General features: G+C 70.7%; 16 protein-coding genes. All 16 read right to left on the reverse strand.

Going from position 1 to position 12813, the window contains the following annotated elements:
• Positions 1-26 precede the first annotated feature (26 nt).
• The 16 genes from LP52_RS17950 to LP52_RS28465 all read right to left on the reverse strand — a co-directional run bounded on the left by LP52_RS17950 (position 27) and on the right by LP52_RS28465 (position 12804).
• Positions 27-1244 carry a DNA polymerase III subunit beta gene (locus LP52_RS17950; protein WP_040275197.1) on the reverse strand — a complete coding sequence of 406 codons (1218 nt, stop codon included), beginning with the start codon at positions 1242-1244 and terminating at the stop codon, positions 27-29.
• Positions 1245-1360: 116 nt separating this feature from the next.
• The gene (locus tag LP52_RS17955) at positions 1361-1630 is read right to left on the reverse strand and encodes a hypothetical protein (RefSeq protein WP_040275198.1); all 270 of its coding nucleotides are present in this window, start codon (positions 1628-1630) and stop codon (positions 1361-1363) included.
• A gap of 58 nt (positions 1631-1688) precedes the next feature.
• Positions 1689-1967, reverse strand: coding sequence for a hypothetical protein (locus LP52_RS17960; RefSeq protein ID WP_040275200.1), 279 nt, complete (start codon positions 1965-1967; stop codon positions 1689-1691).
• 97 nt (positions 1968-2064) lie between these two features.
• The gene (locus tag LP52_RS17965; RefSeq protein WP_040275201.1) at positions 2065-2427 is read right to left on the reverse strand and encodes a hypothetical protein; all 363 of its coding nucleotides are present in this window, start codon (positions 2425-2427) and stop codon (positions 2065-2067) included.
• A 106-nt stretch (positions 2428-2533) separates the two neighbouring features.
• Entirely contained in the window at positions 2534-2833 is a 300-nt protein-coding gene (locus LP52_RS17970; protein ID WP_040275202.1) for a hypothetical protein, read from the reverse strand.
• A 712-nt stretch (positions 2834-3545) separates the two neighbouring features.
• Positions 3546-5969, reverse strand: a complete 2424-nt coding sequence (locus LP52_RS17975) for an OmpA family protein (protein WP_157036373.1) — start codon at positions 5967-5969, stop codon at positions 3546-3548.
• Between the two features lie 48 nt (positions 5970-6017).
• Positions 6018-6419: a pilus assembly protein TadG-related protein gene (locus tag LP52_RS17980; protein WP_040275206.1), complete on the reverse strand. Its 402-nt coding sequence runs from the start codon at positions 6417-6419 to the stop codon at positions 6018-6020.
• Positions 6416-6826: a TadE/TadG family type IV pilus assembly protein gene (locus tag LP52_RS17985; RefSeq protein WP_040275208.1), complete on the reverse strand. Its 411-nt coding sequence runs from the start codon at positions 6824-6826 to the stop codon at positions 6416-6418. Before LP52_RS17985 ends, LP52_RS17980 begins: the two co-directional genes overlap by 4 nt.
• Complete coding sequence (locus LP52_RS17990; RefSeq protein WP_052809989.1) at positions 6823-7224, reverse strand: TadE/TadG family type IV pilus assembly protein; 402 nt, start codon at positions 7222-7224, stop codon at positions 6823-6825. The genes LP52_RS17985 and LP52_RS17990 overlap by 4 nt, the downstream gene beginning before the upstream one ends.
• Positions 7225-7226: 2 nt before the next feature.
• Positions 7227-7415, reverse strand: coding sequence for a hypothetical protein (locus LP52_RS17995; protein ID WP_040275209.1), 189 nt, complete (start codon positions 7413-7415; stop codon positions 7227-7229).
• A gap of 41 nt (positions 7416-7456) precedes the next feature.
• On the reverse strand, positions 7457-8344 hold the full coding sequence (locus LP52_RS18000) for a type II secretion system F family protein (RefSeq protein WP_084723298.1): 888 nt from the start codon (positions 8342-8344) through the stop codon (positions 7457-7459).
• Positions 8341-9192 (reverse strand): type II secretion system F family protein, encoded by an 852-nt coding sequence (locus LP52_RS18005; RefSeq protein WP_040275211.1) that lies wholly within the window; start codon positions 9190-9192, stop codon positions 8341-8343. Before LP52_RS18005 ends, LP52_RS18000 begins: the two co-directional genes overlap by 4 nt.
• Complete coding sequence (locus LP52_RS18010) at positions 9189-10538, reverse strand: CpaF family protein (RefSeq protein WP_052809990.1); 1350 nt, start codon at positions 10536-10538, stop codon at positions 9189-9191. The genes LP52_RS18005 and LP52_RS18010 overlap by 4 nt, the downstream gene beginning before the upstream one ends.
• A complete protein-coding gene (locus LP52_RS27390; protein WP_052809991.1) occupies positions 10535-11278 on the reverse strand; it encodes a hypothetical protein in 744 nt (247 codons plus the stop codon). The genes LP52_RS18010 and LP52_RS27390 overlap by 4 nt, the downstream gene beginning before the upstream one ends.
• The gene (locus tag LP52_RS18020; RefSeq protein ID WP_040275212.1) at positions 11278-11997 is read right to left on the reverse strand and encodes an SAF domain-containing protein; all 720 of its coding nucleotides are present in this window, start codon (positions 11995-11997) and stop codon (positions 11278-11280) included. The genes LP52_RS27390 and LP52_RS18020 overlap by 1 nt, the downstream gene beginning before the upstream one ends.
• Before the next feature lie 24 nt (positions 11998-12021).
• Entirely contained in the window at positions 12022-12804 is a 783-nt protein-coding gene (locus LP52_RS28465) for a hypothetical protein (protein WP_238580972.1), read from the reverse strand.
• Between the last annotated feature and the right edge of the window lie 9 nt (positions 12805-12813).

Here is a 12813-nt window from a genome sequence, read left to right on the forward strand (position 1 = left end):
GCGGGGCACGGGCCCGGGCGCGGTGGTCAGCTCAGGCGGATAGGCATCAGCAGGTGGCGAAACGCCGTGGGGTCGCTGATGCCTTTGGGGGTGTCGGTGAGCAGCACGGGCTTGGTGGGCGCCTGCAGGTGCAGCGTCACGGTTTGGCCGGTGAAGCTCTCCAGGGCATCGACCACGAACCGCGGGCCCAGACCCACACAGAGCGGCTCGTCGATGCCGGTGACGTCGGCCTCGAGCGCGGGCGTGCGCACGCGGTCGGTGCCCTCCGCCAGCTGCGGCGCGGCGGTGACCGCTCCGTCGGCGACGGTGACCATGACGGGGTTGGCGCGATGGCCCTTGGCCTCCAGCACGGCCGCAGCCCGGGTGATCTGGGCCAGCAGCGCGGCCCGGTCGGCCACGACCGTGGCCGCGGCGCTGTGGGGCAGGAATCGGCTGTAGGCAGGGAACTCCGCGGGGATCGTGCGCATCACCACCGTCACCGCTCCCGCGGCCAGCGAGACCACCTCGGTGAGCCCTTCCGCGGCGTGGCCGATGCGCACCTGGTCAGCGTCGAGTTTGGCCAGCACCCTGCCGACCAGTCGGCCCGGCGCCAGGACCCCGTCGGCGGGGATGCGCTCCTCCTCGACGTGGGCGCCGACATGTCCCACGGCGATGCGGTAGCGGTCGGTGGTTGCCAGCGTGAGCCCGTCGGGTCCGGGGTCGAGCTTCACTCCGGCGAGCATCGGAAGGGTGTCGTCACTGCCGCACGCGCGCAGCACGCGTTGGCACTCGCCGGCAAGGTGGGTGCGGTCGGCACGCGCCAACAGCGGCGGTTCGGCCGGCAGGTCCGGGTAGTCCTCCAACGGCAGCAGCTCCAGCGGCACCGTCGTACCGGCGACCTCGACGGTGGCGGATGCGGCATCCTCGGCGCGCACACGCACCCGGGCGCGGTCGGCTTCACGCTTGCTCAGCCCTTTCACCAGCGCCTTGAGCAGTTTGCTCAGCTCGGCGTGGTTCACCAGCAGCCGCCCGGGCGCAACCGCGGCACCCTCCAGGCGGACGCTGACGGCTGTCTCGAAGTCGTAGCCGCGCACCATCAGGTCGGTGCCGTCGGACTCCAGCAGCACGCCGGCCAGCACGGGAACCGCGGGACGTGGGGAAACCGCCATGCCTACGGTGGTCAGCGCAGCGGCCAGTTCTGCGCGGGAAGCGGCGAACAGCGCCGCGCCTGTTGTGGTGGGAGCAGTCTCGGCAACGGTGGTCATGGAATCCTCCAACCGAAGCGTCCAATGCGGACACGATCGAGACCACGGTCGTGGTCTCGATTGCGGACCACAGGCCGACCGCCTGCGACCCACAAACGCGACCACGGGTGAAACCGTCACGGAATGCGTTGGGAAGGCACCGATCGTTCGGAATCCAGCAAGCGCAGACGCAGCGCGCACAGGTCCATGTGGTAGTACTTGCGCACCTGCCACTCGAAGACGTCGGTGGCGCGGTTCAAGTGCTTGCTGTTCTCCTCGAGCTCACGCTCGACGTCACCAAGCCGGCGCGTTTCGTTCTCTCGCTGGATCCGATCCAGCATCCGGAAAATCTCACGTTCGCTGACGTGCGGGTTGGCCAACACGTCGTGCCGCATCAATGCGTCCATTTGTCTTCTCCTTCGCTTTTCGGTAGTCCGTACTCCCGAAATCGTTGTTTAGGTCCGGCTACACGAGATCCCGGACCGCGCGGAACACGTCGTCTGCGACCCCGTCGAAATCGGGGCACCACAGGATCCGGTTGTCGTAGGCTTCGATCTCGCCGATCACCTTGCCGTCGAAAGCGACTTCGTAGATGTCGCACAATCCGTCGTTGTCGACGCGCACCACCGAGCCGCGGCGCCGGTCGCCCCACGTGCGCGTTCCGCGCGCGTAGATGTGAATGACTTGGGTGACCTCGAAGTCGTCGACCTTGGCAATGCGTCCGTACAGCGAACCGACCGCCATCCCGATGCTCCTCTGCTGGACGTTTTCTAGCGGGCATGGCGGACGCTCCCGATGGGAGCGTCACCAAACGCGCTAGCAACCGGCTCCGCAGCGCTTCCTAGTGCCGATCGCAGTGGATACCGAGGCGCGTTCCCAGAGTGATCCGGTAGGCCGGATCACCGACCATCGACCAGCCTTTGTGTGCAGCGACGGGCGCCAGCGGATAAAGGTCGAGGTAAGCGTCTTCCGTCGCTTCGAGAAAGACCCCGGTTTCGGTCGTGTACATGTGTGTAGCGACCATGCCGTCGCACCAGACCGGGTGAAGCACAGTGGACGTGACCCAGCTCGAGAATCGCGCCCGTGCACGCATGACCTGTATGGCGTAGCGAAGCGAAAAGAACGCTTCATTGTCGCTTTCAAGGTCCCCGATCGATGCCCGGTTGCGATCGTGGAGGACTCCGACGTATCGAACGCGGTTCATGATGCTCCTCTCGTCAACCCCTCGTGTGTGCCTAGCCCTGCAGTGGGCACCACGCGCGCGGTAACGCGTCGCGTGATGCCCCGGACACCAGAGCCGGCGAACGCGGCTACTCGAGCCAGGCGCGGCACAGGTTTTGATGCCGCGTTGTGGTCACCGAGTAGCCCACTTCGGGGATAACGGGGACGCCGTCGCAGCGGACCCACGCAATCGGGGTCGCATAGGAGTAGACGGCGTAGGAGATGCCGGGGTCTTCTCTGTCGGACCGGTAGGCTTCAGCCCATTCCTGCGGCATCCTGCCAGTCTCGGAACGGGGGAAGTCGTCAGCGTACAGTGCGCCGTGGGTTTGGAACGGTTTGCGCGCCGACAAAAGCCGACGGGCATCACTCCGGATAGATACGAGTGTCATACGATCATCCTTTTCGCCTAGTCACTTACTAGGATACCCAAAAGGCGCCGCATCATAAACGCCATCAAGACGAATCGGTGCCACTTTTTTGATCGGCGCGCAGCTACCGGAGTTCTACCGCAAGGACCCATATAAAGGCACGGGATCCACAGACCCAAACTCGAGGCAAACGCCATCGGAAAAACGTAACCACGACCTTGAAAGAGAATACGAGAGGGTCGCATCCAGCACGAATGAAAATAAAGTGTAGCTGACTTAGGCTCCAGGTACTGCCATCGAAGTCCCAAGCAAAAACCCGTCGCCTACAGAAATTTGTACCCGCGCTTGCGGCACTAGTTCGGGGAGGCGCCGACCAGGACAGTGCTGCTTATGGCCTGGGACTTCTACACTTCCCGTCCCCGCCAGCCAGGAGGGCGAGGGATGCGGCTAGGGACATGGCATCTTCAGGAGGCTCAATAAAGACCACCGGAGGACGAAATAGTCGCCAAGGAATACACGAATAAATCGCGGTCTCATTTTTGGAAATGCGCTTGGACTGGACTTGCCAGAGCATCCCACTTACCGGGCGTCACGCAGACGCGCCACGAGACCGACTTGACATGAGGCAGCCGTTCCAGGGTTATTGTTTCGCCATATCAACCTGGAAAATCAGAGACGGCTGAGATGTGGGCACGCTTCGACCTTCGAGCCGGAATTAATCCGCGGCATCTCCCTATTTCACGTCGGTGATGAGAGTGCGGATCCTCGCGTCGGGTTCGGCGTCGATCTCGCGCAGCGCGGATTCGTACTGGCGGTAGGTCTCGGCGGCGCCCCGCGTATCGTCCTGCTCCAGATACAGGCGAATGAGGGCATGGTGGGCCTCCTCGCTGTAAGCGTCTACGGCCACTGCCTGGGCGAGCAGGTCGCGCGCGGTGTCGCGGTCGCTCTCGGAGGCCAAGCGCAGTAGCGCGTTGAGGACGCGCCGGCGCAGGTGCAGGCGGTGGTGCTCGGCCCAGGCGTAGTCGGTCTCGGCGGCGAAGTCGGCGTAGCCGGCCACGGCATGCTGCAGGCGTCGGCGTGCCTGCGCATCGGCGGTGTCGTTGTGCTCCACTGCGGCGAGAACGGCTTCCAGGTCCCAGAGGTCGACGGTCACGATGGCGGGGTTGAGCCGGTATCGGCTGTTCTCGTGGACGACGAGCGGCTTGTCGTCGGTGCCGGAGCCGGTGCTGCGCTGGGCTCTGCGTAGGGCGCTGGTGGCGTCGTGGAAGCGGCGGGCGGCGCGGTGGGGGTTGTCGTGGGGCCACATGTCTTCGGTGGCGCGTTCCAGCGTCACGCCGTCGGGGTGGGCGGCGAGGTAGGCGGCCGTTTCGTAGGCGGCGTGGCGGCGCAGGGCTACCGGTTCAGTGCCGATGGCCAGGCTCACGCGGCCGAGGACGCGCAGCTCGACACGGTCCTGTGCGCGGCTGGTCGTGGTGGGCAGGCTCGAGATGAGGTCGGCGAGTGTGCCGGTGTCGGTGCCGGGCCAGTGGGCGCCGGTGAGGTGCTCGAGGGAGGGGTCGGTGGTGGTGAGGGCGCCGTTGTCGGCGATGGTGCAGGTGCCCTCGGGCCAGGCGCCGAGCAGGAGGGCTGCGATGCCGCTGTGGCGTCCCTGGGCGAGTAGCGCGTGGAGTTCGGCACGGTGGTCGTCGTCGGGACGTGCCACGAGTAGGAGGGGCCGTGGCGGCTGCGCGTCCGTCGTGGCGTCGGCGTCCTCGTCGTCGCCGGGGCGGGTCAGAAGCTCGGTGTGCAGCAGGGTGAGGGCCTCGCTCAGGCCGGGGGTGACGGTGACGGTGACGGTCGAGGTCGCGCGCTCAGCCAACAGGCTGGCCGTTTCCGCCCCAAGCACGGTTTCGGCGTCCTCGTGGGGCATCACCACCTGCAGCGGGGATTCCTCGTCGGTGGTCACGGCTGCGGCGAGCAGACTGCGGGTCGTGGCGGGGGCGCCGGGGCCGGTGATGCCCAGACCGCCGACGCTCAGGTCGAGCACCGTGGCGGTATCGACCTCGGAAGGGGCGTCCTGAGCTCTCGCCTCTGGGGCGGTTTCCGAGGCGGGCTCCGCCGGCGTTGGGCCCGTAGGGGGTGCCTGCTCGGCTGGGGCGGGGGCCGGGTGCCGGTTACCGTGGCGGCGCCCCAGGGCGAATCCACCGGCGACTCCGCTGACGGCCATCGAGGTCAGCAGGAATCCGCCGGGGAGCTTGAGCACGATCACGGCCTGGTCCTCGCCGGCGGCCGGGGCGGGCTCGGTCTCCGACTCCGCTGACCCCTCCGACGCCGTCGGCGAGGGCGTCTCCTGTGGCTGCCCCTGCTGTGTCTGCTCCCCGGGTGCTTCGGGGCCAGTACCGTCCTGGGGCTGTGGGGTGACGGTATAGGTGATCTCGACGCGGCGCTGGGCCTCCGCATCGGCGCCTTCCAGCAGCTCGGTTTCTCCTGCTCCGCGGGTTTCTATGGGCGGTGCCGTCTCGCCCAGCTGTTCGCGCAGAAAGGTCGCGGCCGCGTCGGCGCGGCGTTGGGAGAGCTGCTGGTTGTAGGTCGCGTCGCCGGCGGCGTCGGTGTGGCCTGTGACCTGAACGGGCTGGTCCGCGCCCGTGTGGTTGTCGATCATCGTCACCACCGGCGCGAGATCGGCTTTCATGGCCGCGGTGAGGTCGGCGGAGTCGTAGCCGAAACCGTCGAGGACACGTTCCCGCTGGATCACGCCTTGCGGGCCAGCGGGCCGATCGTCACCTTCGCTGCCCCCGGGCTGCACCGATGGCTGCGGCTCCGCCGTCGGTGGCGCCGCCACGGCGGAGTCCGCCGGGGCGGCGGCGTAGGCGGCCGCGGGCGTGGTCAGCGAGGCGCCGATGGTGGTGGCGGCCAGCACCTGCAGCGGCCCCAGCGGACGCAGCCGCGGCCCCCGTCCGCTCCCCCACGCACGGACTTCGGCGGCAAGCGCTAGAAGGTAGAGGCCCCAGACCGCCCACAACGCGAGGATGAGCGCGGCGGCGCCGAGGCCAGGCGGGAGCGCCCCGCCGCGCAGGTGGGCAAGCACCACCGTGATCGACAGGTCCAGCCTGGGCCAGTCCAGCACCACCAGCGCCGCATACGGCAGGCCCACCAGCAGCAGGGCGCTGACGGTCACGGCGGTGATTCGGCGGAGGAGCACGGCGACCTCACAAGGGATCACGGGTCAGGCGGTCGTGTTCGGGCCGGCGGTGGCGGTGGCGGCCATGGGGCGGGTGCCCAGGGGCAGCAGCGTGAAGGTGTGGTCGAGGCGGGCGGTGACCGTGACGGTCGCGCCGTCCACGCGGGCTTGGCCGTCGGCGCCGGAACGGCGCAAGAAGGCCTGGGCGGCCTGCTCTGCAGCCAGAGCGTTCAGCGCCGCAGTCTCGCCCGCCCGGTAGGCGGCCAGGTCGAGCTGTTGGGCGCCAGCGCGCGCGGCCTCCTGGGCCAGCGACAGCGCACGGCTGCGCGTGCTCAACGCGGCGCCGCCCTCGGCCACCAGGGCGAACAGCAGGACGAGGGCGAGGGCGATGATGACGACGAAGGCCGTCACCTGCCCTCGGTCCTCACGCACGGCCGTGGGGGTCATGGGCCGCTCCGGTACACGTCGACGACCGCGCTCGCCTCACCGTGGACCTCCGAGGTGAGGGGAACGCCGAGGCCGGAGAGGCCAGCCAGATCCACGTGGCAAGTCAGCGCCGCCTCCACCGTGGCGCCGGGCTCCAAGCCGGCGATATCCAGTTCCAGGGTGTAGGCGGCGCAGTCGAGATCGTGCGTACGCAGTGCGTTCGCAGCCGTCGTGCGGGCGGCCTGCTCGGCGGCCGCGGGGGTGCGCTGCAGGGTGGCGGCGCGGGCTGCGGCGTGGGCGAGGGTGTTGGCGGTCATCTCGGCCGAGACCATGCGGTAGGCCAGCACGGTGAGCAGCGCGAGCAGGAGGAGCAGCGGCGTGAGCACCGCCAGCTCCACCGACGCGCTCCCCCGTTCGCGCCCCTTCATCCCTGCTCCCCCTGTGCTGGAACGATCCGTTCGACCGGGGCCTGCTGCTCTTGGGTGATCGGCCAGGACAGTCCGGGGATCAGCGAGGGCACCTCGGCCTGGACGGCTACCCGGGCGGTGGTCGCACCCCGCTCGATGCGGACGTCGACGTCGGTCAGCACCGAGCCGCCGAGCTGGATGGCGGCCTGGTGCGCGGCGGCGTGGCCGTCGGCCTCGCTCGCCCCGGCCGCGCGGGTGGCGGCCAGGCTGTGGCGGGCGATGGTTTCGGCGGTGTGGCCGGCGTGGGCCCACAGCGCGGTCTGTACGACCAGCATCACCAGCAGCAGGAGCAGCGGGGTGGCGATCGCGAGTTCGGTGCTGCCCCGATCCCCGCGGGTCTGGCGCCGTCGCTCGGCCACGGCTATTGCAGGGTGATGGATTCGGCCCGGTCCATCACGGCGTTGGAGATCAGCGCCAACGCCGCCAGGGCGAGGGTGGCCAGCAGGGCGATGACGATGACGGCTTCGGTGGAATAGCCGGCATCCGAGCGCGGCGGCCGCAGGCGGTTGGTGATGCGGGTGGCGAGGTGGGCGGTGAGGCGATTGAGCATCGAAGCCTCCTCACGAGGGGATGGGCGAACTCATCGGGTTTCTACAGGCCGGAGAGGATCAGGCTCAGCGCCGGGTATCCGATGAGGATCAGGAATCCGGCGAACAGGAGGACGACGGGCAGGCTCATGCGTTCGGTGGCGGCTTGGGCGTCGGCGTCCATGGCGGCCAGGTGCTGGGTGCGCAGGGATTTGGCTTTGGCGGCCAGGGAGGCGCGCACGCGGGCGCCGTCGGCGCCGGCCAGTTGCAGGCTGGCGGCCAGTTCGGCGAATTCGTCGAGGTCGTAGCGCTGTCCGAGGTCGCGGAGCGCGTCCCATGGGGGGTGGCGGCGTACGGCGGCGGCGCGCAGTGCGGTGCGGATGCGGCGCATGGCCGGTGCCGTGCTGGCGTTGGCGGCATCGTCCAGGGCGCTGGTGACGCCGGCGCCGCCCGCTAGGGCGACGACGGCGAGGTCGGCGAAGGCGGCCACGGTGTGGCGCATCTGCCGGCGGCGCTTGGCGGCCTCGTCGCCCAAGGCGAGGTCAGGGGCCAGCCACAGCACCAGGGCGAGGATCGCCCAGATGATCAGCCCGTAGGCGCCGGCGACGTCGGTCCCGGCGGCCAGCAGGAGGGCGCCCAACAGCGGTGGGACGGCCAGGCCCAGCAGGCCGGTGGTGGTCTTCTCGGGCAGGTAGGCGGCGGCGTCGCGTTCGCAGACGGCCAGGCGGGTGCGGGTGCGCGCGGTGGGCAGGCCCAGGGCGGCCAGGACCGGGATGCCGGAGGTGCCCAGGCGCGCGCTCCAGCCGCCCGGCCGGTCGCCCGGCGGGGTGGGTGGGGGCGGTTCGGCCAGCAGCTCGACGAGCCGGGGGCGGGCCAAGCGCACCAGGAGCAGCAGCCACAGCCCGGCGGCGACGACGGCGCCGCCGGCGATGCCGAGGACGAGCGGGCTCATGCGGCACCCGCCTGCGACCCGGTGGGGGCGAGGACGCGGGGGCCCAGGTCGTGGTGGGCCAGGCGCGACAGCCACACCAGGGCCATGGCCCACAGGCCGCCGATGAGCGCCAGCACCGCCTGGCCCAGCAGGCTGTCGTAGGGCTGGAGGTAGGAGGCGTTGAACACGAGCAGCCCGCAGGCGAGGGCGAGGGTGACGGTGATGATGATGCGCATCGCGGTGCGCACCCGGGCGCGGCTGGCGGCCACGCGCACGAGCATCGCCGCCTGTTCCCGAGCGGCCTCGGCCAAGCTGGACAGCAGGGAACCCAGATCGGCGGCGTGGCGCCCGGCCGCGCTGGACAAGGCGGCGGCGACCAGGTCGGCGGTGGGCGTGTCCACCGCGTGAGCGAACTCCGCGAGCGCGTGCTGGGGGTCACGGGCGCTGCGCAGCTGCTCGGCCAGGCGTTGCACCTGCGCTCGGATCGGGGCCGGGGCGATGGGGGCGGTGGCGGTGATGGCCTGCTGCAGCCCGGAAGCGCCGGCCATCAGATCGCGGACCTGCTCGGTCCAGGACGCCACCGCTTCGATCCGCGCCACCCGGACCGCATGCGCCCGATCGGGCCCCAGCAGCCGGGGCAACCACCACAGCCCGGCTGCGGCCAGCACGGCGGCCACGGGCCACCCGGTCAACACCCACGCCAGCACTCCCCCCGTGGCCGCTGCAGCCAGGCGCAGCCCGTGCTGCCGAGTGAGGCGCCAGGAGATCGCCGGCCGGCGCGCCTGCAGAATGGTCAGCAGTACGAGCCACACCCCGGCGCCCAGCGCCAGGCCACCGGCAACGCCGAGGATGGCCGCCGCGGTGCTCATGCGGTCCACCCCCCGGGGTTGCTGCCGAGCAGGTGGGTGATGTCGAAGCCGTGCTCGGCCAGGTCGTCGATGGTGTCGGGGCTGGGTGGGGCGGCCGGCAGCGCCTCCCCGCTGCGGCTGCGGCGGTAGATCTCGTTGGAGACCACCCGCTGGCCCTCGGCACCGACGACTTCACGCACGCTGGTGACCACCCGATCGCCGGTCGGGGTGGCCGAGAGGTGCACGACCAGGTGCACCGCCGCGGCGATCAGCAGCGCGGTCGCTTCCAAAGGCAGCCGCTCGGACGACTGGGCGGCATAGGCGCCGAGCTTGGTGAAGGCGCCGTCGGAGCTCGCGGCGTGCAGGGTGGTCAGGGAGCCGTCGTTGCCCTGGCTCATGGCGTTGAGCAACGGCACCGTCTCCGACCCGCGGGTCTCACCCACGATCACCCGGTCCGGCGACATGCGCAGGGCCGCGCGCACCAGATCGGCCACCGTGATCTCCCCGGCACCCTCCACGTTGGGCGGGCGGGCATACAGCGCCACCGCGTCCGGATGGCGCTCGCGGTCGCGGTGCAGGCCGAGTTCGGCCACGTCCTCGACGGTGACCACCCGCTCTGTGTCGGGGGTATCGGCCGCCAGCGCCCGCAGCAATGTGGTCTTGCCGGCGTTGGTTCCGCCGGAGATGACGATGTTGCGCCGGGCCCGCACCGCCGCGGACAGCAACTTCGTCAGCGTGTCGTCCAGCGTGCCCAGCGACCGCAGCTCGGCCAGGGTGGTGGTGCGGTAGCGGTGGCGCCGGATCGAGACGGCCGGGGCGTGGGCGATGTCCATCACAGCGTTCAACCGGGAGCCATCCGGCAGGGGCATGTCCAGGATGGGCGCGGCCGGGTCGAAGCGCCGCTCGCCGGCCGGTGACTCGGCGGCGATGCGGCGCACCAGCGCGACGAGTTCCTCTCCGCCGGAGACCAAGGGCGGGTGGCGTTCGCGGCGCCCGTCGGCGTAGCGCACCCACACGTCGGTGCCGGTGAGGTTGATGTTTTCGATCTCGGGCTCATCCAACAGATCCTGCAGCGGCCCCAGCCCGCACACCTGGGCCACCGCCCGCCGGGTGACCTCCTGCTCGCTGCTTGCATCGAGCACCGGATGCCCTTGGGACAGCAGGCGCTGAGCAGCTTCGTCGAGGACTTGGCGCACGATCTGCTCCGCGCGGCGCCGATACTCCTCCCCCGCCAGCGAAGCGTCCTCGTCTGCGATGGCGGCGCTGAGCCGGCGGGTGGCCTCCCCGGAGACAAAGCGCACCCACTCGGCGAGCGCGGCCTCGGCCGAGGCGTTGACGGTGACGGATTCCTGGTGCGGCCGACTCATCCGCGGCTCACCTCCACCGACGATGCCTGCGGCGCTGTGCTCGCCAGTTCGTCGACGAGGCGGCGGGCCGAGCGCAGAAGCGGCCGCCGATGGGGGCGCGCCGGGCTGCTATCGCCCCGCAGAAAGGCCGCCGAGCGTGGGTCGGTGGGGATGCGCTGCAACACCGGCATCCCCAGTGCCTCCTGCACCTGTGCGTCGCTGGTGCGGGCCCCGGTCACCACCAGGCCGAGCTTCTCCACGCCGGTGCGCAGGGCGGGCAGGGCCGCCTGGGCGCGTTTGAGCTGAGCCAGGTCATCGGCCACCACCAGCAGCGCCACATCAGCGGCGGCGGCCAGGTGGGCCGCGGGCGAGCGCGGCGCCAACCGGCCGGCATCGACCACCCCCACCGCGCCGTGTGCGCGCAGGACTTCGGGGTGGCGGGCCAGCAGATCGATGGCACCCGCGGCCCGATCGGCGGTGGCCGGGGCCAGGCACACCCGCTGGCCGCCCGCCAGCACCTGGGCGCATCCCAGCACCGGTGCCGCGGCTGCGGTCGCGGTCTCGTCGGTGCGGGCGGTGGCAGCCAGCTCCGCCACTCCGGGGGAGGTCGGCATGCGTCGCCATGCGGCCAGGTCGCCGCCGGAGGCGTCGGCCTCCACCAGCACGCTGGGGAGCGGCTCAGGCCAGGCCGCGGCCAGAGCAAGGGCGAGTGTGGTTACGCCCGGGGCACCGCTGAGGGAGAACGCGACGATCATGGGCATCAGTTCTGTCCCTCGGCGACTTCCACCGCGGTCAGCGCATCAGCTGAGGCCGCTCGCGCTACTGCCGCGGCGTCGGCGGCATCCACCACCAGCTCCACCCGTGTGGTCTGTCCGCCGCTGGCGTCGTCGGGCCGGTCGACCGACTGCACCCGACCCGCGATCGCCTCCTCAGGCGGCGGCGAGGTCGCCGCTGTAGCGGCGGGATCCTCCTGCGAGGTGGCCTCACCACTCTCCCCGGAAGGCGGGGCAGTGATCACCAGAGCGACCTGGGCCCCGGCCTGTAGTGAGATGGGCACTTGGTTGTCGGCGAGACTCGCGCCGACAACGGCTTCGTCTTCGGCCGGATAGTCCGTGTCGCCACCGAGTTCCGCGGGAGCGATGAGCGCGTTCTTGCTGATGGGAGACAGGACCGTCTGCCCGATCATCCCGTCGATCCGCGCGGACGGGATGGCCGCCAGCCGCTCACCCCCGGCGATCTCGACGACCTGCAGGTCGCCTTCGGCCACCACATGGCCGCCCGGAAGGTCCCGCGTGGCGGCCACCACCCCGCTGCGCTCATCGACCTGGCCTAGCGCGGCGGCCACCGCCGTTGCTCCCATCGCCATCAGCGCGGCGCCGATCGCCAGCCACCGCCACCGCCGCGGTCCCGTTCCCAGCAGCCGCTGCGGCGCCGCGCCCTGGTCCTGCTTGTGCTCGGTCCTTCCTGCTACTGCGGCCATGCGGCCTCCCGCTGCACTTCGCGCTTATCCGGTCGGCTCCACCAACCCGTGGGACTCCACGACCTCCGCATCGGCCTCGGCCGTGGTCACCAGCGGATCCAGCTCGCCGCCGCCTTCGCTCGATTCCCAGGACACCTCCCAGACGACATTCACCCCCAGGTCATAGGCGCCGCCGCGCTGGGTGGTGGATGCGCGGGTGTAGGTGTGGCCGCACTCCGGCGACGCCGCCGCGGGATCGTGGCGCCCGGCCACATACGCCACGCCCCGCCCTTCGCAAATGACCGTGGCGCCGTCGCCCATCGACCACCGCGCCCGATCCGGGGTAGCCGTCACCGAAACCGCTCCCCCAGGCACCTCCGCCTCCGCCGAGTGGGGGTTCCAGGCCTGTTCGTCGATCCACAACCACACCGGCACCTGCACCAGCACCGGCTGCTCCAACGCCGGCGAGGTCGCGATCTCCGGTTGCGGCAGTTCCAACGCGTCGCGGGCGGCGTCGGCCACCGCAGCCGGTGACACGATCACGTCCTCGGCGCCCAGGTCTTCCTCGGTCAGCGTGGTCTCGCACTCCTGCTGCCCGGGAGCGACTTCCTCGCAGTCGGCCTCGACTTCACCGCCACCCTGCGGACGTTCGCCGGCTCCCCTACCCGGGGCGTCACCGGCGTCCTCGCCGCCTTGTGACGCCGAGCCGGGCGCGTTCTGACCGGACTCCGCGTTGGCTTCGCATCCGGAGGCGTCACAGTGGGCGTTGCCCTCGAAATAGTCGGGATCGGCCCAGGCGGTGGAGGCTCCGATGAGCAGTGCCGTCACGGTTACGCC

The sequence above is a fragment of the Streptomonospora alba genome (assembly GCF_000826685.1).
Taxonomy (GTDB): Bacteria; Actinomycetota; Actinomycetes; order Streptosporangiales; family Streptosporangiaceae; genus Streptomonospora; species Streptomonospora alba.

Excerpts from the sequence above, each read along its gene's own strand:
- LP52_RS17970 (WP_040275202.1), bottom strand. The coding sequence starts at position 2,833 with ATGACACTCGTATCTATCCGGAGTGATGCCCGTCGGCTTTTGTCGGCG.
- LP52_RS17950 (WP_040275197.1), bottom strand. The coding sequence starts at position 1,244 with ATGACCACCGTTGCCGAGACTGCTCCCACCACAACAGGCGCGGCGCTG.
- LP52_RS17995 (WP_040275209.1), bottom strand. The coding sequence starts at position 7,415 with ATGCTCAATCGCCTCACCGCCCACCTCGCCACCCGCATCACCAACCGC.
- LP52_RS17960 (WP_040275200.1), bottom strand. The coding sequence starts at position 1,967 with ATGGCGGTCGGTTCGCTGTACGGACGCATTGCCAAGGTCGACGACTTC.
- LP52_RS17955 (WP_040275198.1), bottom strand. The coding sequence starts at position 1,630 with ATGGACGCATTGATGCGGCACGACGTGTTGGCCAACCCGCACGTCAGC.
- LP52_RS17965 (WP_040275201.1), bottom strand. The coding sequence starts at position 2,427 with ATGAACCGCGTTCGATACGTCGGAGTCCTCCACGATCGCAACCGGGCA.
- LP52_RS18010 (WP_052809990.1), bottom strand. The coding sequence starts at position 10,538 with ATGAGTCGGCCGCACCAGGAATCCGTCACCGTCAACGCCTCGGCCGAG.
- LP52_RS17985 (WP_040275208.1), bottom strand. The coding sequence starts at position 6,826 with ATGAAGGGGCGCGAACGGGGGAGCGCGTCGGTGGAGCTGGCGGTGCTC.
- LP52_RS18020 (WP_040275212.1), bottom strand. The coding sequence starts at position 11,997 with ATGGCCGCAGTAGCAGGAAGGACCGAGCACAAGCAGGACCAGGGCGCG.
- LP52_RS18005 (WP_040275211.1), bottom strand. The coding sequence starts at position 9,192 with ATGAGCACCGCGGCGGCCATCCTCGGCGTTGCCGGTGGCCTGGCGCTG.
- LP52_RS27390 (WP_052809991.1), bottom strand. The coding sequence starts at position 11,278 with ATGCCCATGATCGTCGCGTTCTCCCTCAGCGGTGCCCCGGGCGTAACC.
- LP52_RS18000 (WP_084723298.1), bottom strand. The coding sequence starts at position 8,344 with ATGAGCCCGCTCGTCCTCGGCATCGCCGGCGGCGCCGTCGTCGCCGCC.
- LP52_RS17980 (WP_040275206.1), bottom strand. The coding sequence starts at position 6,419 with ATGACCCCCACGGCCGTGCGTGAGGACCGAGGGCAGGTGACGGCCTTC.